This is a genomic window from Brevundimonas sp. FV1ye28 (assembly GCF_058681135.1).
Genome location: NZ_CM178731.1, coordinates 2,180,251 through 2,206,086, shown reverse-complemented (window position 1 = coordinate 2,206,086; position 25,836 = coordinate 2,180,251). Strand labels below are relative to the sequence as shown.

Genomic DNA, 25,836 nt, shown 5'->3' with positions numbered 1-25,836 from the left:
TCATGACCGACATCAAACCCTCCACTGCCGCCGCACCGTCGCCCGACGTCGCCCGCACCGAGTTCGCCGGCCAGTCCATCTGGCTGCCGCGCCTGGCCGTCGAGCACCTGAACGCCGGTCGCACCCAGATCAGCGGCAAGACCTTCACCGACTGCCTGATCGAGGGTCCGGCCGTGATGATGCCGGACACGACCGTCGTTTTCGAAGCCTGCCACATGGGCACGGCCTCCAAACCCGAAAACCTGCTGCTGGCCCCGGTCGGCGACCTGGTGACGGGCGTGATCGGCGTCTCGGACTGCCGCTTCGTGCGCTGCCGTTTCCTGTTCGTCGGCTTCGTCGGGGGCGAAGGCTTCCGCCAGTCCTTCGCCGCCGGCGTGCCCACCCTGACCGACCTGGAGGGTTCCGGCCAATGAGCTTCATCGATCCCGCCCGCGGCATGCCGATGACCGGCCTGGGCCGTCCGCTGAATATCACCGACGACCTGTCCAAGCGCGCCTTCGTCAACGAGGACATGGCGCTCTACGACCTGTTCACCCACCACCTGCGCCACGGCCGCGCCATGCTGGACGGCATCAGCTTCACCGGCTGCCGCATCGAGGGGCCGTCGATCATGCTGATCCTGCCGGGCACCACCTTCGACGCGGTGAACTTCGGCGAGTCCAAGGGCGACATCGGCAACCTGGTCCTGCGGCCGGTGCGGAACATGGCCATCGGGGCCATCCCGGTCATCAACTGCACCTTCCAGAACTGCGAGTTCCACGCCCTGGGCTTCACCGGCAACGAACAGATTCTCAGCGAAATCCTGGCTATCAAGGCGGTGGGCTGATGTTCGATCTCGCCAGCATCGGCCCGGTCCCCGACGACCTGGGCCAGCGCACCGTCTACGAAAAGGTGCGGGTCCCCCTCGTACGGCTGTTCGAGGCCCACGAGGCCGCCAACCGGCCGCTGACCGGCCTGCGCTTCGTCGACTGCGTGATCGACGGCCCGGCCGTCGTGGTCATGTCGGCCCAGACCCAGTTGATCAACTGCAACCTCGGCGATGGGGCCGGCGACGCCCGGAACCTGTTCCTGCGCGCCCACGGCCCACGGATCATCGGCGGCGTTCCGCTGAACGACGCGGTCTTCGACGGCTGCCTGTTCCGGCGCGTCGGCATCGTCGGCGACGAGGCCTATATCCAGCTGATGATCGACAAACTGACCCCGCCCGAGGCCTGATCCCGTGAAGTTCACCCTGTCCTGGCTCAAGGACCACCTTGAGACCGACGCCGACGTGCATGCGATTGCCGAGGCCATGACCATGGCCGGGCTGGAGGTCGAGCACGTCGCCGACCCGGCCGCCGCGCTGGCCCCGTTCACGGTGGCGAAGATCGTCTCGGCCGCCCAACACCCGAACGCCGACCGGCTTCAGGTCTGCCAGGTCGAGACCGTCGACGGCATGAAGGAGATCGTCTGCGGCGCCCCGAACGCGCGCGCAGGTCTGACCACCATCTACGCCCCCATCGGTGCCTATGTGCCCGGGCTCGGCGTCACCCTGGTCGAGAAGCCGGTGCGCGGCGTGGTGTCCAACGGCATGCTCTGCTCGGCCTCCGAGCTGAACCTGTCCGAGGAAAGCGACGGCATCCAAGAGCTCCCGCCCGAGATCCCCGTCGGCACCCCGGTGGCCAAGCTGTTCGGTGCCGAGCCCGTCATCGACTTCGAGGTCACCCCCAACCGCCCCGACTGGCTGGGCGTCGCCGGGATCGCCCGCGACCTGGCCGCTGCCGGCGTGGGCAAGCTGAAACACTATGACGTCGCCACGGTGCGCGGGGCCTTCCCATCGACCATTTCGGTGCGGCTCGACGCGCCCGAGATGTGCCCGGTCTTCGCCGGTCGCGTCATTCGGGGCGTGAAGAACGGCCCGTCGCCGGCCTGGCTCCAGACCCGTCTGACCGCCATCGGCCTGCGCTCGATCAACCGTCTGGTCGATGTCACCAACCTGATCGCCTACGACCGCGCCCGGCCTCTGCATGTCTATGATATGGCCAAGCTGGTCGGGACCGAGATCGTCGTCCGCACGGGCCAGATCGCCGCCAACACTGGCGAGCACGAGCATCTGATCGCGCTGGACGGCAAGACCTACACCGTCGATCCGACCATGTGCGTCGTCGCCGATGCAGGCAGCGAACGCCCCATCGGCCTCGGCGGCGTCATGGGCGGCGAGAGCACCGGCTGTTCGGAGGAGACGACCGACGTCTTCCTCGAATCCGCCTGGTTCGACCCCATCGTCACGGCCCAGACCGGCCGCAGCCTGACCATCAGCTCGGATGCCCAGTACCGGTTCGCGCGCGGCGTCGATCCGGCTTCGGTCGTGCCCGGCATCGAGCTGGCCACTCGGCTGATCCTCGACCTCTGCGGCGGCGAGCCGTCGGAGATCGTCCTGGCCGGCGAGCATCCGGCCAACCCAGTGCCGTTCACCTTCGATCCGGCCTATGTGAAACAGCTCTCGGGCATGGCGCTCGAAGACGACCGCATCGGCACCATCCTGGGCCAGCTCGGCTTCCTCGTCACCGCCGCGCCCGTCGGTTCGGACAAGCCCTGGGTCGTCACCCCGCCGTCTTGGCGTCGCGACGTCGAGGGCAAGGCCGACCTGGTCGAAGAGGTCGCCCGTATCCACGGCTTCCAGCACCTGCCCAACACCCCGCTTCCGGATCAGGGCGCGCCGTCCAAAGGCGTGCTCAGCCCGCGTCAGGCCCGCGTCCGCGTCGCCCGTCGCGCGCTCGCGGCCCTGGGCTATTCCGAGGCCGTCACCTGGTCGTTCACGAAGCGGGAGACCGCCGTCCTGTTCGGCGGCGGCGACGATAGGCTGATCGTCGACAACCCGATCGCCTCCGACCTCGACTGCATGCGGCCGTCGGCCCTACCGAACCTGATCCAGGCCGCCGCTCGCAACGCCGCGCGCGGTCACGGCGACGTCGCCCTGTTCGAGATCGGCCCCATCTATCTGGGCGACCAGCCGAACGACCAGCGCACGGTCATCGCCGGTTTGATCAGCCCCAGAGCCGCCCGTAGCTGGACGGGCCAGGGCGACGACGCCCTGTTCACGCTCAAGGCCGACCTGATCGCCGTGCTCGACGCCATCGGCGCGCCGACCGCCTCGCTGCAACTGGCGCAAGGGTTGAACCGCGACTGGTGGCACCCCGGCCGTTCGGCCCGCCTGCAACTCGGTCCCAAGACCGTCATCGCCGAGTTCGGCGCCGTCCATCCGCGCGTGCTCAAGGCGCTGGACGCCGACGGTCCGATCCTGGCCTTCGAGATTGTCCTTGACGCCGTGCCCGAGCCTAAATCGAAGCCCGGCGCGACCAAGTCCAAGGGCGTCGCGGACCTGCCCAACCTGATGCCTCTGACCCGCGACTTCGCCTTCGTGGTCGAGGACGACAAGGCGGCCGGCGACCTCGTCCGCGCCGTCCAGGGCGCCGACAAGGCTCTGATCGCCGAGGTCCGGGTGTTCGACGTCTATCGCGGCGCCGGCGTGCCGGATGGGTCGAAGTCGGTGGCGCTCGAAGTCGTGGTCCAACCGCGCGAGGCGACGCTGACCGAGGTCGAGATCGAGGCCCTGTCGGCCAAGGTCGTGGCTGCGGCGGGCAAGCTGGGCGCGACGCTCAGGAGTTGATCGCTCACCTTCTCCCTCTCCCGGCGGGAGAGGGCTTGAGCGCCTGATAGCCCGGCAGGGCGATCAGACTTGCGCGAAAGGGTGAGGGGCTGGCGCTAATCGGTGAGGGCATAACCCCTCACCCTTTCGGCTAAGCCGCATCGCTAACGCTCCGCGAGCCTCAAGCCCTCTCCCGCCGGGAGAGGGATCACGTGACGGCGTATCGCTCTTCGATTCCGTCAGGCTCGAAGTCATGGGCGTCTAACGCGGTCAAGCAGCGCTCCACCAATCGCTGAAAGCCCGCCTCATCCCCCGCAGCCACCGCCGGCAGCAGGTAGTCGGTGACCTCCGCCCGCACCGGCAATGTCCCGACCGGACCCGGCACGCTGATCGCCAGCCGCAGCCCCTCCGACAGCCACTGCGCCACGGTGTCGAACAGCAGGGCCGAGTTCAGGAAGTCCGTCCGCCTCACGACATACAGCGTCATCTCGCCCGTCAGCAGCCCATCCGGCCGCACGATGATCCCGCTGAGATCCGGCCGCCAAGCCTCGTCCAGCTCCACCACGCGCCAGACGCAGAACCAGGTCCGGCAGGTCTGGGGTCGCACGGCATGGACCGAACACCCGGCCCCGTCGACGCAATAGCCGCACAGGCTCCCGGTCGGCTTCGACAGCTCGGGCAGGTCCAGCGGAATGAACCGGCAGCATTCGACGCAAGGTCCGCATTCGCGGTCGGGGATCAGGGGGAGTTCCATCGGTCCACTATAGCGTCCGAAACCGCAACCTCTCGTTAACCTTGACGCCCCAAGTCTGACGCAAAGCCCGGCGACCTTGCGGCCACGCTCGACAGGGACGGGCCATGACATTCGGGACACCGCCATGCACCGCCGCCAACTGATCCAGACCGGTTTCGCCGCCGCCTCCGTGACGGCCTTGGGCGCCTGCGCGACCCAGCCGCGCCAGCCGACCGAGCCGAACTATCCGATCGCCTCGGACGCCAACGCCCAGGCCTATACCGCCGACGAACTGGTCGCCGCTGGTTCGCGCGAGCTGGGCATCGCCGCCGAGGCCATGGGGTCGGCCATCGAACGCATCTTCCGCGATCAGGGCGATGCCCCCACCGCCTATATCGCGGGCGAAGAGGGCGCCGGCGCCGCCGTCATCGGCCTGCGCTACGGCCGGGGCGCCCTGCACATGAAGGATCATTCGGCCTCGCAGGACGTGTTCTGGCAGGGAACCTCGATCGGCTGGGACGTCGGCGGCAACGCGTCGCGCGTCTTCACCCTCGTCTATGGCCTCTATGCGCCGGATGCGATCTATCGCCGCTATCCGGGCGTGGAGGGCACGGCCTATCTGATCGCGGGTCTGGGCGTGAACTATCAGCGCGCCGACGGCATCGTCCTGGCCCCGGTCCGCACGGGCGTGGGCCTGCGCCTCGGCGCCAATGTCGGCACGATGTCCTACAGCCGCCAGCGCAACATCCTGCCGTTCTGATCAGCCTTGTCGTCCCGGCTCTCCGCTTCGCTTCGGCCGGGATGACAAGCGTTACTGAGCGCCCCGTCGGAACGCGACCAGCGCCTGTTCCCGCACGCGGGGGTCGCCGACCGCGATGATGCGGCCATCGCCTGACACGGCCTCGCCGCGCCAGTCGGTGACCTCGCCGCCGGCCGCCTCGACCACGGGGATCAGGGCGGACCAGTCCCACAGCTTCAGGCCCGTCTCGGCCACCATGTCGATCTTGCCCATGGCCACCATGGCGTAGGCGTAGGCGTCGCACCCGTATCGGGCCAGGCGCGCGGCCGCCATCACCTGGGTCCAGGCGCCGAACTCCGGCGGGGTGAAGATTTCAGGGGCCGTGGTGGCGATGACCGCGTCGGTCAGCCTTTCGCACGCCCGAACGCGGAGGGGCGTCGTCTCGCCCCGGCGGATCAGCACGGCCCCGGACGGCCCGCCCAAGAAGATTTCGTCGAGATAGGGCTGGGCGATCACGCCCACTGTCGGCTTTTCGCCGGCCCGCAGCGCGATCAACGTGGTCCACAGCGGCAGGCCGGCGACGAAGGCGCGCGTTCCGTCCACCGGATCCAGGATCCAGACGTGCTCGGCGTCCGGCCGGTCCTCGCCATACTCCTCGCCGATGACCCCGTGGTCGGGATAGCGTTCGGCGATCAGCCTGCGGATCGCGGCCTCCGCACCCTTGTCCGCCTCGGTCACCGGGTCGAAGGCACCCGGTCCCGCCTTGTTCTCCTCGGCGTAGTCGCCCCGGAAGAACGGCAGGGTCACCTTGGCGGCCTCGGCGGCCAGTTCGACGGCGAAGGATTCGAATTCGGTCATAGGGAGGGCTTAGGCAGTAGGCAGTAGGCAGTAGTCAAGCGATCGACGGCGCCGTTCCACCACTCCCAGCCTTCTACTGCCTATTGCCTATTGCCTACTGCCTAGGAGGCGACGACGTCGCCTTCCGTATGCAGCGACTTGGCCAGGTCCAGCAGGCGTCGGCGCGGACGCTCGCCCAGCTGGTAGTAGGCCTGGATCAGGTCGAGGGTTTCCTTCCTGGAAAACATCTCGCCGCCGTTGGCGCCCGCCTGTTCCTTGCGTTCCATGGCCTCGGCCAGGCCGTCGTAGAAATAGCTGATCGGCGTTTCCAGCGCTTCGGACAGCTGCCACAGGCGCGCCGCCGAGATGCGGTTCGCGCCGCATTCGTATTTCTGGATCTGCTGGAATCGAATGCCGACCTGGATGGCCAGCTGTTGCTGCGTCAGCCCCAGCAGGCGACGACGACGGCGCAGGCGGCGCCCCAGGTGAAGGTCGATATCGGTGGCCATTGCCCAGTCCCCTTGGTCTAGCGGGCTGTGCCAAAGCGGCACGGCTCGCCTGAACTGCCGCAATCACCATGCCGACTTCTCGTGACGGGGGATAACGGTCGAACATCGATTTTCGAGGTTGCGAGCCGTCCGGAGGCAACCTTGACCGAGGGGGCGCATTATCGTCGCACCTTAGCTTTGGAGAAATACACCATGGGTCTCGGAATCATCGGCTGGATCGTCATCGGCATCGTCGCCGGCTGGCTGGCTGAAAAAGTCATGGGCCGTAGTCACGGCCTGCTCACCAACCTGATCGTCGGCGTCATCGGCGCCCTGCTCGGCGGCTTCATCGCCGGCAACCTGCTCGGCCTCGCGGTCGGCGGCTTCAACCTGATCACCCTGCTGGTCGCCTTCCTCGGCGCCTGCCTGCTGCTGTTCCTTCTGGGTCTGGTCAAGCGTCGCGCCTGATCCGTTCCTTTCAGACACAAAGAAGGGGCGGCCCGTCGGGCCGCCCCTTTTTCGTTGCGCTGTTGAAAGCCGCTTAGCCCTGGGGCGGCGGCGAGGCTTCCGGTTCGCTGGTGTCGTCCGTCGCGGGCTCGCTGGTCATCGGCTCGGCCGGGGCCGGGGCCGGGGTGGCGGTCGGTTCGCTCGGGGTCGGGGCCATGCCGTCGGTGGTGGCGGGGGCTGCGTCCTCGACGACGGGCGAGGTGTTGAACTCGGCGGCCGAGACACCCACGACCACGTCGGCGCCCTGCTGCGTCAGGCCGGCAAGTCCCACGCCACGCAGATTGCCGTCAGAGCCGCGAACGGTCAGTTCCTGTTCGCCGGAGGCATTGCTCTGAACGCCTTCCAGCGTGCCGAGGACGGAGCCGTCCGAACCCTTGACGCTGGAGCCGGGCTGAAGCTGGATGGAACCCGAGGCCTGAGCCTGGGCGGCCGGCGCCGGTGGAGCGGCCGGCGCATCCTGGGCCAGGGCGGGGGCGGCGGTGAACAGGGCGGCGGTCACACCGGCGAGAAGTACGGTCTTGCGGATCATGATTCTGTCGCTTGATGACACGGGACGGAAGCGCCCGCTGACAGACCTAACCACACACGTTACGGATTGTTTCAGCCGCCCCGAAATGACCTTTTCGCCGCCCGGGTTGGTCCGGATCACGCTGGATTCCGGCCCTCAGAGCATCGCGGGGATGACACGATCCGGCGGACGATGGCCATTCTGGAACGTCATTACGTTCAGGATCACACGGTCGCCCATATCCTGCCGTGCCTCCAGCGTCGCCGATCCGAGGTGGGGCAGCAGCACCACATTGGCATGGCCGATCAGGCCGGGATGGATGGCCGGCTCGTTCTCGTAGACGTCCAGCCCCACGCCCGCGATCCCCCGCCGCGCCACCACCTCGGCCAGGGCCGCCTCGTCGATCAGCTCGCCCCGCGCCGTATTGATCAGGATGGCGTGCGGCTGAAGCAGGGCCAGCCGGTCCGCCGACAACAGGTGATGCGTCTCTTTCGTCGCCGGCGAGTTCAGCGAGATGACGTCCATCCGGCTCAGCATCTGGTCCAGGTCGTCCCAGTAGGTGGCGCCCAGCTCCTCGGCGATCCGCTCCGAGACGGGCTTTCGGTTGTGATAGTGGACCTGCATCCCGAACGCCTTGGCCCGCCGCGCCAGGGCCTGGCCGATCCGCCCCATGCCGACGATGCCCAGCCGCTTGCCCCACAGCTTGCGCCCGCACATCCAGGTCGGGGTCCAGCCCTCGAACTTGCCGGCAGCCACGACCTGGGCGCCTTCGACGATCCGCCGGCTGACGGCCAGGATCAGGGCCATGCCCAGATCGGCCGTGTCCTCGGTCAGGACGCCCGGCGTATTGGTGACGATGATCTGGCGGGCGACCGCCGCATCGATGTCGATGTGGTCCACGCCGGCGCCGAAGTTGGCGATCATCTTCAGCTGCGCGCCGGCCCCGGCGATCAGGCTCGCATCGATCTCGTCGGTGATCGTGGGAACCAGGATATCCGCGCGCTGGACGGCGGCTTCCAGCGCCGCGCGGTCCATGGGGATGTCCTTCAGGTTCAGTTCGGCGTCGAACAACTCCCGCATCCGCGTCTCGACCGCGTCGGGCAATCTTCTGGTTAAGACGACCTTAAGCCGGGCGTTGGACATAGGGACCTTGGGTTATTCGCGGGCGTCGCAGGACAGCCCGTGTGGACGGGTCTCAGCCGGTGTCTAGCAAGTCTCGCAGCCGCTTCCAAAGCCTCTCGCGTCGCATGGCCGGCGTGGGCGTCGTTCTCGTGCTCGGCATCATGGCCGGCGCCGGCTCCACCATGCCCGACGGCCGCCCCACGCCCACGGGGCTGGAGGTGCCGCGCTGGCTGACCCTGAAGTCGTCCGAGGTTCGCGCGCGCATGGGGCCGGGGCTCGATTATCGCATCCTGTGGGAATACCGCGCCGCCGGATTGCCGGTTCAGGTGATCGCCGAAACGCGCGAGTGGCGTAAGATCTGCGATCCCGAAGGCTCCGTCGCCTGGGTCCACCGCAGCGTCGTCTCCGCCCGGCGCGGGGCCTTCAACGCCTCGCTCGAAGAAGTGCCGATCCACTCGGGTCGATCCGAGACGGCCTCCGTCAAGGCGCGCTTCACGCCCCGCTCGGTCGTCCCGATCGACGACTGCGAAGACGGCTGGTGCGAGATCCGCGCCCGCAAGCTGCGCGGCTGGGTCCCCGAAGCCGCCATCTTCGGCGCCGGCGACCGCCCCCTGTGCGACGCCTCCCGCCCGGCCGGCGAGGCGCGCTGAATCTTCCCACCCCTCTCCCTCTTGCGGGTCGACGAAGGGGCGCATGCGACCCGAGGAGGGGAGGCCGCGCACGGCGGCGAAGCCGTCGTCCTGGCGCGGGCGGGTGAGGGGTCACACTGACGTGTCCGATGAGGGTTGCCAGCCCCGAATTTCAGCCGCCCTACGACCCCTCATCCGACTTCGCTTCGCTCAACCACCCCTCCTCGGGTCGCATGCGACCCTTCGTCGACCCGCAGGGGGAGAAGGACGCATCGAGTCTGCCCAAGTTCACTTCGAATCCCCCAACGATTTCAACACCTCGAACTTCTAACACCCCTCCGAACTGGCGCTCTCCGAAACCGTGAGACACTCTCTTCGGTCTCTGACATCGCCGCTGGGACCCCGTGCCCCTGTAGACTCTGTCGACTCTATCGACTCCTTTTTTGGAGCCGCGCCCTCCCGGACCCGCCTTCACCACAGCCCAGCTTCGCGTCTGTCACCAGTTGAGCCGGCTGCGCCCCTCGTGTAACCCCGGCGCAACACCGCTGGAGTTCCACCGCTTGACCGCTTCGAAATATCCTTCGTCGTTCGACCATGCCGCCCTTCTGGCCTCGGGCCGGGGCGAGCTGTTCGGACCGGGCAACGCCCAGCTGCCGGCCCCGCCGATGCTGATGTTCGACCGGATCACTGAGATCAACGGCGACGGCGGCGAGCACGGCAAGGGCTATGTCGAGGCCGAGCTGGATATCGATCCCTCGCTCTGGTTCTTCCAATGCCACTTCATCGGCGACCCGGTCATGCCGGGCTGCCTCGGCCTCGACGCCATGTGGCAGCTGGTCGGATTCTACCTCGGCTGGATCGGCGGCCCGGGCCGGGGTCGCGCGCTCGGCGTCGGCGAGGTCAAGTTCACCGGCCAGGTCCAGCCCGACGTGAAGAAGGTCACCTACAAGATCACCCTGAAGCGGGTCATCAATCGTCGTCTGGTGATGGGAATCGCCGACGGGGTGATGGAAGCCGACGGCGTGCCTATCTATACGGCCACGGACATGCGCGTCGGTCTGTTCGGGGCGGGCCAATCCGCGTCCGAGCCGGTCGGCGGATAGGTCCAGCTCAGCTATTCGAGATAATCCGCGACCAACGCGGACAAGCTAAAGGGAAACAGTATGCGGCGTGTCGTCGTCACGGGTCTGGGCATCGTCTCCTCCATCGGCACGGGCCAGGAGGAGGTCACGGCCTCTCTGCGCAATGCCCGGTCGGGCGTTGTCTCGGCCCCCGATCACATCACCCACGGCTTCCGCTCCCAGGTCTGGGCGCCGCCGTCGCTAGGCGTGACCGCCGAGGACTGGACCCCGCTGGTGGACCGTCGCGCGGCGCGCTTCCTGGCCAACGGCACCGCCTGGGGTCACATCGCCTTCGAGGAGGCGCTGAAGGATTCCGGCATGACGCCGGAGGAGATCAAGGACGACCGTATAGGCCTGATCGTCGGTGAGGGCGGCCCCTCGACCCAGGTCATCCTGCAGGCGGCCCAGACCACGATCGAGAAGGGCGCGCCCAAGCGCATCGGCCCGTTCGCGGTGCCCAAGGCCATGGCGTCGGGCCCCTCGGCGGTCCTGTCGACCTGGTTCGAGATGCGCGGCATCAACTATTCGATCTCCTCGGCCTGCGCGACCTCGGTGCACTGCATCGGCGCCGGCGCCGAACAGATCCAGTGGGGCAAGCAGGACGTAGTCTTCGCCGGCGGCTGCGAGGACATCGACTGGTCCATGTCCAACATGTTCGACGCCATGGGCGCCATGTCGTCGAACTTCAACGAGACGCCTTCGGTCGCGTCCCGCGCCTATGACGCCGCCCGCGACGGCTTCGTCATCGCCGGCGGCGCGGGCATCGTGGTGCTGGAAGAGTACGAACGGGCCGTGGCGCGCGGCGCCAAGATCTACGGCGAGGTCGTCGGCTACGGCGCCAACTCCGACGGCTACGACATGGTCGCGCCCTCGGGCGAGGGCGCCCAGCGCTGCATGAAGATCGCGCTTGATCAGGCCGGCAACCGAAAGATCGACTACCTGAACCCGCACGGCACCTCGACGCCGGTCGGCGATTCCAAGGAGATGGAAGCGATCCGCACCGTCTTCGGCGCCGACATGCCGATGATCTCCTCGACCAAATCGCTGACGGGCCACTCGCTGGGCGCCGCCGGGGCGCAAGAAGCGATCTATTCGCTGCTGATGCTCCAGAACGGCTTCGCCGCCGAAAGCGCCCACATCGAGACCCTCGACGCCCAGTTCGAAGGCATGCCGATCCTCCGCGCCCGCAAGGACGTCGAGATGGAGACCGTCATGTCCAACAGCTTCGGCTTCGGCGGCACCAACGGGACGGTGATCTTCTCGAAGGTCTAGGCCTACGCACACACGGCCGGCCTCAAGCGAGCGTTAGGCTACCAAAGAAGGAAGACTATCGATGGCCGCTGAATCCAGCTGGAACATGCCCGCGGGCGAACTCATGAAGGGCAAGAAGGGCCTGGTCATGGGGGTCGCGAACTCGAACTCCATCGCCTGGGGCATCGCCTCCCAGCTGGCGGCTCAAGGTGCGGAACTGGCCTTCACCTACCTCGGCGAAGGCCTGGAGCGCCGCGTGCGTCCCCTGGCCGAGAGCGTGGGCGCCAAGCTGCTGATCCAGGCCGACGTCACCGACGACGCCTCGATGGACGCCGCCTTCGCCGAGCTGGAGAAGGAGTTCGGCACGATCGACTTCGTCGTCCACTCCGTCGCCTTCGCCAACAAGGACGAGCTGAAAGGCTCGTTCATCGACAACACGACCCGCGACAGCTTCCTGCTGGCCATGAACATCTCCTGCTTCAGCTTCGTCGACGTGGCCAAGCGGGCGTCGAAACTGATGCCGAACGGCGGGTCGATGATCACCATGACCTACCTCGGCTCGGAACGGGCCATCCCGAACTACAACACCATGGGCGTGGCCAAGGCCGCGCTGGAGGCCGCGACCCGCTACATCGCCCGCGACCTGGGCCCGCGCGGCATCCGCGTCAACGCCATCTCGGCCGGCGCCATGCGCACGCTGAGCCTCGCCGGCATCTCGGGCGGTCGCGGCATGATCGCCCAGGGCCGCGCCATGTCGGCGATGAAGGAGGATACCTCGATGGAGGGGGTCGCCGGCGCCGCCCTGTGGCTGTGCTCGGACCTCGGCTTCTCGACCACGGGCGAAGTCATCCACGTCGATGCGGGCTTCCACATGATGGGTCTCGGCAGCGACGAGGAAGGCTGACCACTGGTTGCTCCCGGCCGCCAATCCTTTAGTGTCGGGAACCACGAGTTACGGCGACGGCTGATTCAGCTTCGCCCCGGGCCCTGAGACGACATGCAACTGACCATCGAACGTTCCGCGCTCCTGAAGGCCCTGGGCCATGTTCAGAGCGTGGTCGAGCGCCGGAACACCATTCCGATCCTGTCCAACGTCCTGCTCTCGGCGGGGCGCGACAAGCTGAGCTTCGCCGCGACCGACCTCGACATGGAGATGGTCGATGAGGCCGACGCCACGGTTCAGGTCGAGGGTCAGATCACCGCGCCCGCCCACACCCTCTACGAGATCGTTCGCAAGCTCCCGGACGGGGCCGAGGTCGCCCTGATCTACAACGGCGACGATCCGCGTCTGACGGTTCAGGCGGGCCGGTCCAAGTTCAACCTGCCGGTCCTGCCGGCCGGCGACTTCCCCGTCATGTCGACCGAGACCTCGGGGACGCGTTTCACCCTGATGAAGGAAGACCTGGCGCGTCTGATCGACAAGACCCGCTTCGCGGTCTCGACCGAAGAGACCCGCTACTATCTGAACGGCCTCTATCTGCACACGGTGGCGGAGGCGGGCATTCCGCTGCTGCGTGCCGTGGCGACCGACGGTCACCGCCTGGCCCTCGCCGAGACGCCCGCCCCCGAAGGCGCGGCGGGCGGTCCTGGCGTGATCGTGCCGAGGAAGACCATCGACCAGGTCCGTCGCCTACTGGACGACGGCTCGGGTCCGGTCGAGGTCCAGGTCTCGCCCCAGAAGATCCGCTTCGAGTTCGGCCAGGCCTCCCTGACGTCCAAGGTCATCGACGGCGCCTTCCCCGACTACATGCGCGTCATCCCCAAGGGGAACGACAAACAGGCCGATATCGACAACGCCGTCTTCGCCTCGGCCGTCGACCGCGTCGCCACCATCTCGGCCGAGAAGAGCCGTTCGGTGAAGCTGGCTTTCGAGCTGGACCGCGTCACCCTGACCGTCCGCAACATGGAGGCCGGGCAGGGCGTCGAGGAGGTCGAGATCGGCTATTCCGAAGCGCCGTTCGAGATCGGCTTCAACGCCCGCTACCTGCTCGACGTCGCCGGCCAGATCACGGGCGAGAACGCGACCTTCATGTTCGCCGACCCGGCCTCGCCGACGCTGGTGCTCGATCCGGGCGATCCGGGCGTCCAGTATGTGCTGATGCCGCTGCGGGTCTAAGCCCGAGGCGGCGGGTTCGCCCCTCGTGATCACCTCCCTCACCCTCACCGATTTCCGGTCCTATGCGTCCGCGAGCCTGCCGATCCCGGCGGGCCCCATCGTGCTGCATGGGCCGAACGGGGCGGGGAAGACCAATCTTCTGGAGGCGCTGAGCCTGTTCACCCCCGGCAAGGGGCTGAGGGCGGCGACGGCGCAGGAAATGGGCCGTCGGGAGCCGGGCGAGGTCGGCGGAAGGGCCTGGGTCGTGGCCCTGACGCTGGACGGCGCGGACGGCGACGAGGTGCGGCTGGGGACCGGGGTCCAGGTCGCCGGGGCCGGGCGGCGGATGGTGCGGATCGACGGCGAGACGGCCCAGCCGGGGCGGCTGCTCGACTATCTCAGGCCCGTCTGGGCGACGCCGGAGCAGGACCGGCTGTTCTCCGATGCGAGGGCCGAGCGGCTGAAGTTCTTCGACCGGCTGGTCTTCGCGGCGGACCCCGGCCATGCGGCGGCGGTGGCGGGGTACGAGAAGGCGCTGCGCGAGCGGTTGCGACTGCTGATCGACGGGGCCGAGGGGCGCGAGGCCGATCCGCTGTGGCTCGATGCGCTGGAGGTCCGTCTGGGCGAGGCCGGGGCCAGGGCGGCGGCGGCGAGGGCTCGGGCTCTGGTCGTGCTTCAGTCGGCGATCGATGCGAGGGCTGAGCGGCCCTTTCCGCAGGCGGATCTGGCCCTGGTGGGAGAGACCGAACGGCTGGCTCAGGACGGGGCTGATGAGGAGACACTGGCCGCCTCGATCCGCGAAGGGATGGCGCGGGCGCGGAGCCGGGATGGGGCGGCGGGGCGATCGCTGTTCGGACCGCACCGGGCCGATCTGACGGCCCTGCACCGGGAGAAGAACCGGCCGGCGGCGGAAGGATCTTCGGGGGAGCAGAAGGCCCTGGTGCTGAATCTGATCCTGGCCCAGGTCGGGCGATTGGCCGCTGGGGCGTCTCAACCGATCCTTCTGCTGGATGAGGCGCCGGCGCATCTGGACGCGAACCGGCGGGCGGCCCTGTTCGACGAGATCACGGCCCTGGGGCTGCAGGCCTTCATGACCGGGACGGAGGCGGCCCTGTTCGAGCCGCTGGTCGGACGGGCGGCGTTCGTGCGGGTCGAGGGCGGGGCGCTGACGCCGGGCTGAAATGTCCGGTCTGACGGTCCCAAAACAGGGTGACAAAACGGACATTACGGACAAAGCGCGTGGGGTTCACGAGTTCAAAGACCCGAGAGACAGGTGGGTCACCCGACGAGCGCGATCAAGGGTCAGAAAAGAATATTTTCCTTTTCTCTTTCCGTCGTCATCGCCCGGTCTGCGCCGCGAATGCGCGGCTTGCCGGAGGATGACGAAAGAGACGTGAGCGCGGCTCAGGCGGTCGCCGGGTTCTTCTCGCCTTCGACACGCGGTCCGCCAACCTGGCCGCCCATTCGGTCCATGAAGGCGAAGACGAAGGGGTTGAGCGAGATCGACAGCAGGGCGGCCGCCAGGATCAGGTCGTGGGTTTCCTGTCGCAGAGCGCCCAGGGAGACGCCGAGCGCGGCCAGGATGAACGAGAACTCCCCGACCTGGGCCAGGCTGGCGCCGACCGTCAGGCCGGTGGCGCGGTCGAGGCCGAACAGCTTTGTGATGGCGAGCGCGGCGATCGTCTTGCCGACGATGACGATTCCCAGAACGCCCAGAACCGACAGGGGGCGCTCGATCAGGATCATCGGGTCGAACAGCATGCCGACCGAAACGAAGAATAGCACGGCGAAGGCGTCGCGCAGCGGCAGGGATCGTTCCGCCGCATTGTGACCGAGAGGCGTGCCGTTCAACACCAGGCCGGCGAGGAAGGCGCCCAGGGCGAAGGAGTGGAACAGCTGATAGGCGATCCAGGCGATCCCGAGCGCGATGGCCAGGACGCCAAGGGTGAACAGCTCACGCGACCGGGTGTGGGCGATGCGGACCAGGACCCAGGGCAGCACCTTGCCGCCGACGAACAGCATGGCGGCGACGAAGCCTGCGACCTTCACCAGCGTCCAGCCGACGTTGAGGGCCAGGGCGCCGGGATCGACCGCCTGGCCGTCCTGAATGATGATCATCGGCAGCATGACCAGGGCGATGACGATCACCAGATCCTCGACGATCAGCCAGCCGACGGCGATGCGCCCGACCTCGCCCTTGTTCTGGCGCCGCTCCTCGAGCGCCCGCATCAGGACCACGGTGGAGGCGACCGAAAGGGCAAAGCCCATCAGGGCGCCCTCGAGGTCGGACATGCCCAGGACGAAACGGCCCAGCGCCCAGCCCATCAGGGTGGCGGACGCGATCTGTACGAGGGCGCCGGGCAGGGCGACGCGGCGAACCTTCATCAGGTCGGCCGGCGAGAAATGCAGGCCGACACCGAACATCAGCAGGATCACCCCGATTTCCGCCAACTGGGGCGCAAGGGTGGTGTCGGCGACGAAACCGGCGGTGTGGGGTCCCACGACGACGCCCGCCACCAGGTAACCGACGAGAGGCGACAACTTTAGCCGATTGGCCAGCATTCCGAACACGAAGGCGAGAACGAAGCCGCCGACCAGGGTGGAAATCAGGCTGTCGGCATGCGGCATCGGCGCTCCTACGATGGGCGGGGTGTCTCTCGATCGGTGAACGCAACATATGGGGGGCGAAGCGTTGCGCGACAAGGCGACAAAACCGCCGGGCCGCTCGCTTTTCGCGTGCGAATTCCTATATAAACGACGCATCCGGACGGCCTGAATCGGCGGTCCGGCGAAAGCTGTTTCTCAGCGGGTCGGACGGCGCCTGGCGCAGTCCCCTAGGCCCGCGTCTCCGGACGAATGAATGACCGACCAGACCCCGACCGATCGCCACGAAGACACGGCCGAAGAAGCCGCCTACGGCGCGGAATCCATCAAGGTTCTCAAGGGCCTGGATGCGGTACGCAAACGCCCCGGCATGTATATCGGCGACACCGACGACGGCTCGGGCCTGCACCACATGGTCTATGAGGTGGTGGACAACGCCATCGACGAGGCCCTGGCCGGTCACGCCGATCTGGTCGAGGTGATCCTGAACTCGGACGGCTCGGTCACGGTGACCGATAACGGTCGCGGTATTCCGGTCGACATCCATGCCGAGGAAGGCGTCTCGGCGGCCGAGGTCATCATGACCCAGCTGCACGCCGGCGGGAAATTCGACCAGAACTCCTACAAGGTCTCCGGCGGTCTGCACGGCGTGGGCGTTTCCGTGGTGAACGCCCTGTCGGACTGGTTGAAGCTGGTCATCTTCAGGAACGGCAAGCGCCACGAGATGAAGTTCGAGCGTGGCGACACGGTCGAAAGCCTGGTCGTCACCGGCGATGCGCCGCTCCGCGACAACGGCAAGGTGCTGTCGGGCACCCAGGTCACCTTCTATCCGTCGGTCACGACCTTCTCGCACATCGACTTCGACCTGAAGACGCTGGAGCACCGCCTGCGCGAGCTGGCCTTCCTGAACTCGGGCGTGGTGATCAAGCTGGCCGACCTTCGCGGCGTCGAGCCGGTCGAGATCATGCTGCACTACGAGGGCGGGGTGGAAGCCTTCGTGCGCCACCTGGACAAGTCCAAGACGCCGATCCTGAAGGACGTCATCGTCATTCGGGGCAAGAAGGACAATATCGAGATCGACCTCGCCCTGTGGTGGAACGACAGCTACCACGAGACGATGTTGTGCTTCACCAACAACATCCCCCAGCGCGACGGGGGCACGCACCTGAGCGCCTTCCGCACCAGCCTGACGCGCGTCATGAGCTCCTACATGGAGAGCTCCGGCGCGCTGAAGAAGGAGAAGGTCGCGCCGACCGGCGAGGACGCGCGCGAGGGCCTGACCTGCGTCCTGTCGGTCAAGGTGCCGGATCCCAAGTTCAGCTCGCAGACCAAGGACAAGCTGGTCTCGTCCGAAGTGCGCCCGGCCGTCGAGGGCCTGTGCACCGAGGGCCTGTCGCAGTGGTTCGAGGAACACCCGGTCGAGGCCAAGCAGATCGTCGCCAAGATCATCGAGGCGGCCTCCGCCCGTGAGGCCGCGAGGAAGGCGCGCGACCTGACGCGGCGCAAGTCGGCGCTGGATATCAGCTCCCTGCCCGGCAAGCTGGCCGACTGTCAGGAACGCGATCCGGCCAAGTCCGAACTGTTCATCGTCGAGGGCGATTCCGCCGGCGGCTCGGCCAAACAGGCCCGCAACCGCGAGAACCAGGCCGTCCTGCCGCTGCGGGGCAAGATCCTGAACGTCGAGCGGGCCCGGTTCGACCGGATGCTGTCGTCCGAGCTGATCGGGACCCTGATCCTGGCGCTGGGCACGGGCATCGGCCGCGACGACTTCAACGCCGACAAGCTGCGCTATCACAAGATCATCCTGATGGCCGACGCCGACGTCGACGGCGCACACATCCGGACCCTGCTGCTGACCTTCTTCTATCGGCAGATGCCGGAACTGATCACGCGCGGCCACGTCTACATCGCCCAGCCGCCGCTTTATAAGGTCTCCAAGGGCAAGCAGTCGCGCTACCTGAAGGATCAGTCCGAGATGGACTCCTACCTGATCGAGGAGGGCTCGTCGGAGGCGGAGCTGGATCTGGCCGGCGGCGAGCGTCGGATGGGCCAGGACCTGCAATCGCTTGTGCGTGAGGCCAAGGCTTACGGCGCCGGCGTCGATCGCCTGAGCCAGCGCGCCCCGGCCTTCGCCATCGAACAGGCGGCCCTGGCCGGTCTGTTCGCCGACGACGCCGACATGGCCGCGACCTCGGCCTCTGCCGCCGCACGCCTGAACCTCTATGCCGAAGAGGGCGACGGCGAATGGTCCGGCGCGACCGGCGAACAGGGGGCGGTGGTGTTCAGCCGCACCCGTCGCGCGGTCCAGGAGACCATCGTGCTGGAAGAGGCCCTGATCCGGTCGCTCGACGCGCGTCGTCTGGGCGAGCGGGCGCAGGCGTTCGAGGGTGTGTTCGCGGCCCCGGCCGTCTATCGCCGAAAGGACAAGTCCACGACCATTCGCGGGCCGCTCGACCTGCTGAACGCCGTGCTCGACGCGGGCAAGAAGGGCCTGTCGATCCAGCGCTACAAGGGTCTGGGCGAGATGAACCCCGAACAGCTGTGGGAGACGACGCTGGACGTCAACGCCCGCACCCTGCTGCAGGTCAAGGTCGACCACGCCGACGACGCCGACGACCTGTTCGCCAAGCTGATGGGCGACGTGGTCGAACCGCGCCGCGAGTTCATCCAGGAGAACGCCCTGGACGCGGCGGTGGACGTCTGAGGACAGGTCGTAGTGAGTATGGCTTAGGGAATAGGGGCGAACCCTAAGCCCCAAGCCCTACGGTCTTCCCGCGTCGATATAGGCCTTCACGCTCGCGTAGGAGGGCGGCTGGGGCCGCATGTCGTCGCAGGCGATCTCGCGGATGGCGTCGTCGAAGCTGTCGGGGGCGATGGCTTGCAGAGGCTCGTCGGTGGCGAAGGCCTCGCCGGGCACGCCGTCCTCGAAGGCGTCCGAGGACAGGACGACGTGCGACTGGCGCGTGCGGCACTGGATGCCGAACTGATCCACCGTGTGGCTGTAGTCGCCGGCCGGAGTGTCCTTGGGCACGCGAGCGACCATGACGGTCAGTTCGTCGCCGGTCTTCACCACGCTGTTCACGTCGATCAGATAGTTGCGCTGCTGGCCGCGGGAAAAGGCCCACCATTCCGGGCCGGTGGACTGAGGCACAGCCTCGGCCGTCCCGCCCAGCACCTCGGTCGGAGGCGGCGGCGTGGTCTGGGCGGCGGCGGCTCCGGCCCAAAGGATGGCGACCGTCGTTGCGATCGCGGATTTCAGGACAGTCATAGTGCCTCCCCAGGCGTCGTTATCTCGACACATTTCGCGCCTCCGCGACAAGAAGATCAAGGGTCGCGGACAACCCTTCGCCCACTTCGCCGTTCAGGGTCCTGACATGCTGCGCGCCCTGATCGTTTCCCTCACCCTGATGCTGCTTCCGGCTGTCGCCGAGGCGCAGGCGGCGTTCCGGTCGGAACGGATCGTGGTCACGACGCGGGGACAGGGGCCGGATGTGATCCTGATCCCCGGTCTGGCCTCGACCAGCGACGTCTGGTCGCGGACGGCCAACCGGCTGGATGACCGCTATCGGGTGCATCTGGTCTCGGTGCGCGGCTTTGGGAACATCCCGGCCGGCGCGAATGAGGACGGGGCCGTGGTCGCCCCCGTGGCGGCGGAGCTGCGTCGCTATATCGCCTCGCAGCGGCTCGATCGGCCGGCGGTGATCGGCCATTCGATGGGCGGGCTGGTGGCCTTGCGCGCCGCCGCGGATGCCGGACGCGACCGGCGAGGCGGCCAGATCGGGCGGGTCATGGTGGTCGATGCGACACCTTTTTTCCCGTCCCTGATCAGCCCGGGCGCCACGGTCGGTGACGTCGAGCCCCTGGCCCAGATCGCCTATCAGGCCCTGTTGTTCCTCGGCGACGAGGCCTTGCGGACGCAGGGGACGATGCTGGGCGACCAGCTGGGTGGGGCGGCCGACAGCGTCTTCGGCACGCTCGGCTGGCAGGGCGGCGACCGGCAGGTGCTGGCGCAGGGCCTGTACGAGGTGATGACCACGGACCTCAGGAACCGCCTGCCGGACATCTCCGCGCCCGTGACGGTGGTCTATGGCTGGAGCGCCGACGGCAACTCGCCGCGCGCCCATCTGGATGCCCTGTTTGCCGCCGGCTACCGCAGCCTGCGCACCCCCGCCCGGTTCGAGCGGATCGAGGGGGCCGAGCACATGGTCATGATCGACCAGCCGACGCGGTTCCTGGCGGCAGTGGATCGGTTTCTAGGCTAGCCAATCCGCCGTCGTCTCTCGGGCCAGCATTTCCTCATAAGTCGGTCGCGCCCGGACCACGGCCCAGCGGTCGCCGTCGACCAGCACCTCCGGCACCAGCGGGCGGGAATTGTATTCGCTCGACATGGTCGCGCCATAGGCACCGGCGCCGGTGAAGATTACGAGGTCGCCGGCCTGCAAGGGAGGCAGGGAGCGGTCACGGGCGAAGGTGTCGCCGGTCTCGCAGACGGGACCGACGATGTCGTAGGCGATCTCGGCGCCCTTTCGCGGCATGACGGGCTTCACCTCGTGGAAGGCGTCGTACATCGCCGGGCGCATCAGGTCGTTCATGGCCGCATCGAGGACGAGGAAACGACGACCGTCCGCCCGTTCCGTGACCTGGATGACGCGGGTCAGGAGGACCCCGGCGTTGGCGGCCAGAAGGCGGCCGGGCTCGAACGCAGCCTCGACGTTCAGCCCGTCCAGAACGCGGGCGACCATGTCGGCGTAGTCGGCGGGCGAGGCGGTCTTCGCTCCGCCGGTATAGGGCACGCCTAGGCCGCCGCCGAGGTCGATCCGGGGCACGGGCAGGCCCTGCTGGCGCAGGGTCTCGGTCAGTTTGCGCATCAGGCCGAAGGCGGCCTCAAGCGGTGTCAGGTGGGTGATCTGGCTGCCGATATGGCAGGCGAGGGCGACCGGGTTCAGGTGCGGACTGGAGGCGGCGCGGGCGTAGAGGGCCATGGCCTCGTCGGCGGGGACGCCGAACTTGTCGCCCTCGCCGCCGGTGGTGATCTTGGCGTGGCCGCCGGCGCCGATCTTGGGATTCACCCGGATGGCGATGTCGGGTCGGGCGCCCTTGTCGGCCGCGATGGCGATGAGGCGGTCCAGTTCGGCCGGGCTCTCGACATTGATCTGGCGCACCCCGACCTCGAGGGCGAAGGCCAGTTCGGCGTCGGTCTTGCCCACGCCCGAGAAGATGATGCGGTCAGCGGGGATGCCCGCCTTCAGCGCGCGTCGGATCTCGCCCTCGGACACCGTGTCGGCGCCGCAGCCGAGCCGGGCGAGGGTCGCCAGGACCGAGAGGTTGGAGTTCGACTTGACCGCGAAGGCGATCAGGCTGTCGCCGAGCACCGACGGGTGGGCGTCGAGCGCCTGACGCAGAACGGTGTAGTGCCGCGTCAGGGTGGCGGTCGAATAGACATAGACCGGCGTGCCGACCTCGGCCGCCAGCGTGGTCAGGTCGACGCCCTCGGCGTGGAGGACGCCGTCCCGCAGTTCGAAATGGTCCAAGGTCTATTGAGGCTCGCGACCGGCGGCGGTGCCGCCGATGGGGTTGGAGGGGCCGCCGTCAATCGGCATCTGGCTGGACGGACGGTTGATCGTCGCCGGATCCGGAAGGGCCGGGGCGCGGGCGTCGCGCGGCGCCCGCTCGGTCTCGCGCGGGGCGGGGCTTTCGAGGTCCGCCATCCGGCCGCAGGCAGCGGTGGAGACGGCGAGGATGGCGAGGGCGCCGAGGGTGAGGACCTTGTTCATGACAGTCGGACTTTCCAATCGGCGATGCGCGCACGGACCTGTTCCGGCGCGGTTCCCCCGAAGCTCTGGCGGCTGGCGCAGGAGGCCTCAGGGGTGAGCACCTTGTAAACGGCTTCGGTGACGCCGGGATGCAAGGCTTGCAATTCGGCGAGCGGCAGTTGCGCCAGACCCACGCCCAGCTGCTCCGCCCGCTTGACCGCTGCGCCGGTGACATGGTGCGCCTGGCGGAAGGGCAGGTCGGCCTCGCGCACGAGCCAGTCGGCCAGATCGGTGGCGGTCGAGAAGCCCCAGGAGGCCGCCTCGGCCATCCGTTCCGTGTTCGGACGGAAGGCGGACACCATGGCTGTCATGGCGGTCAGGGCCAGGTCCAGCGCGTCCATGGCCTCGAACACCGGCGGCTTGTCCTCCTGCATATCCTTGGAATAGGCCAACGGCAGGCCCTTCATCACGGTCGACAGGGCGACGAACGAGCCCATGATCCGGCCTGTCTTGGCGCGGACCAGTTCGGCGGCGTCGGGGTTGCGCTTCTGCGGCATGATCGACGAGCCGGTGGTCAGGTCGTCGGGCAGGGTCACGAAGCCGAACATCGGCGTCATCCAGACCACGATCTCCTCGGCCAGACGGGACAGGTGCCCCGCCGTGATCGAGGCGGCGGCCAGGGTCTCAAGCGCGAAGTCGCGGTCCGACACGGCATCCAGCGAGTTGGCCATGGGGCGGTCGAAGCCGAGCGCGGCCGCCGTCGCATGGCGGTCGATGGGGAAGGGCGAACCGGCAAGCGCCGCAGCACCCAGCGGGCTCTCGTTCATCCGCGTGCGGGCGTCGGCGAACCGTCCGGCGTCGCGGCCGGCCATCTCGACATAGGCCATCAGGTGGTGGCCGAGGGTCACCGGCTGGGCGGTCTGCAGATGGGTGAAGCCGGGCATCAGGTCGCCGGCATGCTGTTCGGCGCGGGTCAGCAGGGCGTGTTGCAGCGCCTTCAGCTGTTCCACCGAGCGGTCGCAGGCGTCGCGGACCCACAGGCGGAAGTCGACGGCGACCTGGTCGTTGCGGCTGCGGGCCGTGTGCAGACGGCCCGAGGCCTCACCGATCAGTTCGGATAGACGGGCCTCCACGTTCAGGTGGATGTCTTCGTATTCGTCGCGGAAGGTGAAGGTCCCGGCCTCGATCTCGGCCTGGATCGCGTCCAGCCCGCCGAGGATGGCGGCGCCGTCTTCGGCCGTCACGATGCCCTGGTCGATCAGCATGCGGCAATGCGCCCGAGAGCCGCGCAGGTCCTGCGCCCACAGGCGTTGGTCAACGCCGATGGAGACGTTGATCGCCTGCATGATGTCGGCGGGCTTGGCGGAAAAGCGTCCGCCCCATAGGGTCTGCCCGGATTGCGGCGACTGCCCGGTGTTTGCCGGGTCTTGGGGGTTGGACATGAGCGGCTCGAAAAGGGGCGTCTGGATCGGGGGAGTGCTCGCGCTGGCGGTGATCGCCGGCGGAACGGTCGGGACCCTATACGCCATGCAGGCCGGTCCTTTCAAAGCCGAGGAGGCTCCCGCGGTCGAAAAGAGCGAACTGGTCCGGTTCGCGGTCGGTCCGTTGGCATCGCTGGAGACACCGGCGGTGCTGGAGGCGGCACCCGACTATGTCTTCAAGACCCGCGACGGGGACGACGTCCGCTTCGCCGACTTCAGGGGCAAGGTGGTTCTGGTGAACCTGTGGGCCATGTGGTGCGCCCCCTGCCGGACCGAGATGCCGACCATCGCCGCCCTGGCATCAGCCTATCCGGACGGGGATCTGGTGGTGATGCCGATCAATGTCGATACCGGCGACGACGCGGTAGCAGACGCGAAGAGCTTCATCGACGTCCACGATCCGCTGCCCTTCTATGGCGATCCGAAATTCCAGCTGCCATTCGAGTTTCCGGGCAAGGGCAAGATGCCCCAGACGATCCTGCTGGACCGTCAGGGGCGGATCCGCGCAGCCTTCGCCGGCGAGGCCGACTGGAACAGCGCCGAGGCCAGAGCCTTGATCGACGCGGTTCGTGCGGAGCCGGTCCCCGCAGGGGCTTAGTTTACGGGGACCTAGTTGGCCGGAGCGGGGACGCGCTGGTCAGTGTTCGGATTGACGGCACCGGGGCGACCCTCGGCGGCGGCTTCCGCCTGGTTGGCTTCGAGGTGATCGGCGACGTTGCCGGCACCCGTTTCGACGGCCTGGGCCGCCTTCATCGTTCCGGCCTCGAGCACCTCGCCGGCCTGCGCGGCCAGCTCGCCGGCCTTATCGGCGGCTTCGGCGGCCGCGACCTCGGCGTTGTCACCGGCGGCCTCGGCGTTGGCTTCGGTCCTCTCCTGTTCGGCGTCCGTGCAGGCGACCGCACCCAGAGACAGGACGGCGACGGCGGATACGGCCAGCAGGGACGGGATACGGATAGTCATGGCGGAGCCCTCGAACAGCGTTGAACCTTTGCCGTGAACGTCGGTCATCACGATCCGTTGCAGTCATGGTGCGGTGCAGCATGAAATGATAGGCTGCGCCGTTGCCGGCGGAGATGACGATCATGCTGATTGCGGGCGGCCTGGTGATCCTGATCCTGGTCGCCCTGTTGATCTGGGATCTGGCCGGACAGCCGACGGGGAGGCGTTGGCGCAGGCGGCGCAAGCGCCGTGCGGAGACGGCCGGTCACCGGCGCACGGGCTGACCAGGACTCCGACTGGACGTGAAGTGGTTGGGGTGCCGCACTGACCAAACCTGATTTTGGTCCGCAAACCTTACGGCGAAGTATGAAATCCGACATGCTCGGAACACGATTTCGACCTGTTCTGCCGTCGTGGCTGAGCGGGGGAAATGGGGTTCGAAATGGTCGATCCTGTGCAAACGGAGTTGCTTGAGTGGATCCAGGCCAGCGTCGGCTGGGTTCTGCTGGCTCGCGCCGCCCAACCCGACGCTGCGAACACTCCAGAATCCTCGAACCCGGCGACCCCCATGCGCTTTCGCGCCACTATCACGATCGACATCGACGCCCGCGACGCAGAGGACGCCGAACGTCAGTCCGAGGCCGTGCGCGGCCAGTTCGAAATGATGAAGCGTGCCCACCCCTCGGCGGGTCTGGTCTTCCAGCGCCGAAAGCCGCGCGTCGGTCGCCGTGCGCCAGCGCCGGCCCTGGTCGTCTCGCCCTATGTCGATGACTGAGGGCGGCGGACGTCGGCGCAACACCCTCCTGGCCGGCCTGGTTCTGCTGAAGAAACTGGCGCCCGACATCACCCAGTCGGAAATCCTGGCCTTTCTCTACGTGGCCGAGAATCCCGGTGTCCGGATCAAGGAACTGGCTGGTCTGATGGAGACGACCGAGGCGACGGCGTCGCGCGCCTCTCGCGCCCTGCTGGACGCGGCGGATCCTGGGGCTCGTCCGCAGGGGCGCGGCTGGCTCATCATGGCCTCGAACGAGCGCGAGGGCGTTTCGCGCCACCTCTATCTCAGCCCGGCTGGGATCGAACTGGTCGGGCGCCTGGACGCCCTGATCGAAAGCGCACGGCCCATCGGCGTCCGACCGGCGCCGGCGGGATTGAGGGTCAGACGCTAGAGGATTGGACTGGTGGCTGGAGGCGGGATCGAACCGCCGACCTGTGGGTTATGAATCCACCGCTCTAACCATCTGAGCTACCCAGCCCAGTCCAATGGTCGCCCTGACGGCCGGGGCCGGATGACGCGAGAGGCGTGCCTATACAGACGCCATCCCTTCGGTTCAAGTCGCATCGCGCATGGCCAGGGAGAACCGCCGCCTGCGACGCCGGGTCGCGCCGCCATAAGAGCAGGAA

General features: G+C 67.8%; 29 protein-coding genes and 1 tRNA gene. 18 read left to right on the top strand and 12 right to left on the bottom strand.

Annotation, left to right across the window (positions count from 1 at the left end; translation table 11 throughout):
• The first annotated feature begins 2 nt into the window (after nt 1-2).
• From ACW171_RS10805 to pheT, 4 genes are read left to right on the top strand one after another with little or no spacing between them, the layout of a single operon-like run.
• A complete protein-coding gene (locus ACW171_RS10805; protein ID WP_492093193.1) occupies nt 3-413 on the top strand; it encodes a hypothetical protein in 411 nt (136 codons plus the stop codon).
• Entirely contained in the window at nt 410-826 is a 417-nt protein-coding gene (locus ACW171_RS10800) for a hypothetical protein (RefSeq protein ID WP_492093192.1), read from the top strand. The genes ACW171_RS10805 and ACW171_RS10800 overlap by 4 nt, the downstream gene beginning before the upstream one ends.
• The gene (locus ACW171_RS10795) at nt 826-1,215 is read left to right on the top strand and encodes a hypothetical protein (protein WP_492093191.1); all 390 of its coding nucleotides are present in this window, start codon (nt 826-828) and stop codon (nt 1,213-1,215) included. The genes ACW171_RS10800 and ACW171_RS10795 overlap by 1 nt, the downstream gene beginning before the upstream one ends.
• A gap of 4 nt (nt 1,216-1,219) precedes the next feature.
• Nucleotides 1,220-3,649, top strand: coding sequence for a phenylalanine--tRNA ligase subunit beta (pheT, locus tag ACW171_RS10790; protein WP_492093190.1), 2,430 nt, complete (start codon nt 1,220-1,222; stop codon nt 3,647-3,649).
• A gap of 187 nt (nt 3,650-3,836) precedes the next feature.
• On the opposite strand, the gene ACW171_RS10785 is transcribed toward pheT, so the two are convergent.
• Nucleotides 3,837-4,382, bottom strand: a complete 546-nt coding sequence (locus ACW171_RS10785) for a hypothetical protein (RefSeq protein WP_492093189.1) — start codon at nt 4,380-4,382, stop codon at nt 3,837-3,839.
• 124 nt (nt 4,383-4,506) lie between these two features.
• On the opposite strand from ACW171_RS10785, the gene ACW171_RS10780 reads away from it, so the two are divergent.
• Complete coding sequence (locus ACW171_RS10780) at nt 4,507-5,121, top strand: DUF1134 domain-containing protein (protein WP_492093188.1); 615 nt, start codon at nt 4,507-4,509, stop codon at nt 5,119-5,121.
• A gap of 51 nt (nt 5,122-5,172) precedes the next feature.
• Here the strand turns inward: ACW171_RS10780 and hisN are convergent, their stop codons facing one another.
• Nucleotides 5,173-5,958, bottom strand: a complete 786-nt coding sequence (gene hisN / locus ACW171_RS10775; protein ID WP_492093187.1) for a histidinol-phosphatase — start codon at nt 5,956-5,958, stop codon at nt 5,173-5,175.
• A gap of 101 nt (nt 5,959-6,059) precedes the next feature.
• Nucleotides 6,060-6,446 (bottom strand): helix-turn-helix domain-containing protein, encoded by a 387-nt coding sequence (locus ACW171_RS10770; protein ID WP_492093186.1) that lies wholly within the window; start codon nt 6,444-6,446, stop codon nt 6,060-6,062.
• Between the two features lie 192 nt (nt 6,447-6,638).
• Here ACW171_RS10770 and ACW171_RS10765 point away from each other — a divergent pair, with 192 nt between their 5' ends.
• Nucleotides 6,639-6,893 carry a GlsB/YeaQ/YmgE family stress response membrane protein gene (locus ACW171_RS10765; protein ID WP_492093185.1) on the top strand — a complete coding sequence of 85 codons (255 nt, stop codon included), beginning with the start codon at nt 6,639-6,641 and terminating at the stop codon, nt 6,891-6,893.
• Between the two features lie 73 nt (nt 6,894-6,966).
• Here ACW171_RS10765 and ACW171_RS10760 read toward each other — a convergent pair whose 3' ends face one another.
• Complete coding sequence (locus tag ACW171_RS10760; RefSeq protein WP_492093184.1) at nt 6,967-7,461, bottom strand: superoxide dismutase; 495 nt, start codon at nt 7,459-7,461, stop codon at nt 6,967-6,969.
• 135 nt (nt 7,462-7,596) lie between these two features.
• On the bottom strand, nt 7,597-8,583 hold the full coding sequence (locus ACW171_RS10755; protein ID WP_492093182.1) for a 2-hydroxyacid dehydrogenase: 987 nt from the start codon (nt 8,581-8,583) through the stop codon (nt 7,597-7,599).
• A gap of 59 nt (nt 8,584-8,642) precedes the next feature.
• Here ACW171_RS10755 and ACW171_RS10750 point away from each other — a divergent pair, with 59 nt between their 5' ends.
• The 6 genes from ACW171_RS10750 to recF all read left to right on the top strand — a co-directional run bounded on the left by ACW171_RS10750 (nt 8,643) and on the right by recF (nt 14,838).
• A complete protein-coding gene (locus ACW171_RS10750) occupies nt 8,643-9,212 on the top strand; it encodes an SH3 domain-containing protein (RefSeq protein WP_492093181.1) in 570 nt (189 codons plus the stop codon).
• A gap of 539 nt (nt 9,213-9,751) precedes the next feature.
• Nucleotides 9,752-10,294 (top strand): 3-hydroxyacyl-[acyl-carrier-protein] dehydratase FabA, encoded by a 543-nt coding sequence (gene fabA / locus ACW171_RS10745; protein ID WP_492093180.1) that lies wholly within the window; start codon nt 9,752-9,754, stop codon nt 10,292-10,294.
• A 60-nt stretch (nt 10,295-10,354) separates the two neighbouring features.
• Nucleotides 10,355-11,584, top strand: coding sequence for a beta-ketoacyl-ACP synthase I (gene fabB / locus ACW171_RS10740; RefSeq protein WP_492093179.1), 1,230 nt, complete (start codon nt 10,355-10,357; stop codon nt 11,582-11,584).
• A gap of 85 nt (nt 11,585-11,669) precedes the next feature.
• Nucleotides 11,670-12,467 (top strand): enoyl-ACP reductase FabI, encoded by a 798-nt coding sequence (locus ACW171_RS10735; protein WP_492096621.1) that lies wholly within the window; start codon nt 11,670-11,672, stop codon nt 12,465-12,467.
• A gap of 93 nt (nt 12,468-12,560) precedes the next feature.
• Entirely contained in the window at nt 12,561-13,679 is a 1,119-nt protein-coding gene (dnaN, locus tag ACW171_RS10730) for a DNA polymerase III subunit beta (RefSeq protein WP_492093178.1), read from the top strand.
• 25 nt (nt 13,680-13,704) lie between these two features.
• Nucleotides 13,705-14,838 (top strand): DNA replication/repair protein RecF, encoded by a 1,134-nt coding sequence (gene recF, locus ACW171_RS10725; RefSeq protein WP_492093177.1) that lies wholly within the window; start codon nt 13,705-13,707, stop codon nt 14,836-14,838.
• Between the two features lie 224 nt (nt 14,839-15,062).
• Here the strand turns inward: recF and ACW171_RS10720 are convergent, their stop codons facing one another.
• Complete coding sequence (locus tag ACW171_RS10720; protein ID WP_492093176.1) at nt 15,063-16,286, bottom strand: cation:proton antiporter domain-containing protein; 1,224 nt, start codon at nt 16,284-16,286, stop codon at nt 15,063-15,065.
• Nucleotides 16,287-16,518: 232 nt separating this feature from the next.
• Here ACW171_RS10720 and gyrB point away from each other — a divergent pair, with 232 nt between their 5' ends.
• Entirely contained in the window at nt 16,519-18,966 is a 2,448-nt protein-coding gene (gene gyrB, locus ACW171_RS10715) for a DNA topoisomerase (ATP-hydrolyzing) subunit B (protein WP_492093175.1), read from the top strand.
• 57 nt (nt 18,967-19,023) lie between these two features.
• On the opposite strand, the gene ACW171_RS10710 is transcribed toward gyrB, so the two are convergent.
• Nucleotides 19,024-19,530 carry a surface-adhesin E family protein gene (locus ACW171_RS10710; protein ID WP_492093174.1) on the bottom strand — a complete coding sequence of 169 codons (507 nt, stop codon included), beginning with the start codon at nt 19,528-19,530 and terminating at the stop codon, nt 19,024-19,026.
• 106 nt (nt 19,531-19,636) lie between these two features.
• On the opposite strand from ACW171_RS10710, the gene ACW171_RS10705 reads away from it, so the two are divergent.
• Entirely contained in the window at nt 19,637-20,524 is an 888-nt protein-coding gene (locus ACW171_RS10705) for an alpha/beta fold hydrolase (protein WP_492093173.1), read from the top strand.
• Here the strand turns inward: ACW171_RS10705 and lysA are convergent.
• The 3 genes from lysA to argH are packed head-to-tail and all read right to left on the bottom strand — an operon-like array spanning nt 20,516 to nt 23,457.
• A complete protein-coding gene (gene lysA, locus ACW171_RS10700) occupies nt 20,516-21,793 on the bottom strand; it encodes a diaminopimelate decarboxylase (RefSeq protein ID WP_492093172.1) in 1,278 nt (425 codons plus the stop codon). The genes ACW171_RS10705 and lysA overlap by 9 nt on opposite strands.
• Nucleotides 21,794-21,796: 3 nt before the next feature.
• On the bottom strand, nt 21,797-22,036 hold the full coding sequence (locus ACW171_RS10695; protein WP_492093171.1) for a hypothetical protein: 240 nt from the start codon (nt 22,034-22,036) through the stop codon (nt 21,797-21,799).
• Entirely contained in the window at nt 22,033-23,457 is a 1,425-nt protein-coding gene (gene argH, locus ACW171_RS10690) for an argininosuccinate lyase (RefSeq protein WP_492093170.1), read from the bottom strand. Before argH ends, ACW171_RS10695 begins: the two co-directional genes overlap by 4 nt.
• Between argH and ACW171_RS10685 the strand changes: the two genes are divergently transcribed.
• Entirely contained in the window at nt 23,456-24,094 is a 639-nt protein-coding gene (locus tag ACW171_RS10685) for a TlpA family protein disulfide reductase (protein ID WP_492093169.1), read from the top strand. The two genes, argH and ACW171_RS10685, sit on opposite strands and share 2 nt — an antisense overlap.
• A gap of 11 nt (nt 24,095-24,105) precedes the next feature.
• Here ACW171_RS10685 and ACW171_RS10680 read toward each other — a convergent pair whose 3' ends face one another.
• Nucleotides 24,106-24,456, bottom strand: a complete 351-nt coding sequence (locus tag ACW171_RS10680) for a hypothetical protein (protein WP_492093167.1) — start codon at nt 24,454-24,456, stop codon at nt 24,106-24,108.
• 122 nt (nt 24,457-24,578) lie between these two features.
• Between ACW171_RS10680 and ACW171_RS10675 the strand changes: the two genes are divergently transcribed.
• The 3 genes from ACW171_RS10675 to ACW171_RS10665 all read left to right on the top strand — a co-directional run bounded on the left by ACW171_RS10675 (nt 24,579) and on the right by ACW171_RS10665 (nt 25,601).
• Nucleotides 24,579-24,719 (top strand): hypothetical protein, encoded by a 141-nt coding sequence (locus ACW171_RS10675; RefSeq protein WP_492093166.1) that lies wholly within the window; start codon nt 24,579-24,581, stop codon nt 24,717-24,719.
• A 146-nt stretch (nt 24,720-24,865) separates the two neighbouring features.
• The gene (locus ACW171_RS10670; protein ID WP_492093165.1) at nt 24,866-25,210 is read left to right on the top strand and encodes a hypothetical protein; all 345 of its coding nucleotides are present in this window, start codon (nt 24,866-24,868) and stop codon (nt 25,208-25,210) included.
• Nucleotides 25,197-25,601, top strand: coding sequence for a MarR family transcriptional regulator (locus tag ACW171_RS10665; RefSeq protein ID WP_492093164.1), 405 nt, complete (start codon nt 25,197-25,199; stop codon nt 25,599-25,601). Before ACW171_RS10670 ends, ACW171_RS10665 begins: the two co-directional genes overlap by 14 nt.
• Before the next feature lie 10 nt (nt 25,602-25,611).
• Here the strand turns inward: ACW171_RS10665 and ACW171_RS10660 are convergent.
• Nucleotides 25,612-25,688: transfer RNA gene (locus ACW171_RS10660), tRNA-Met, on the bottom strand.
• Nucleotides 25,689-25,836: the final 148 nt, after the last annotated feature.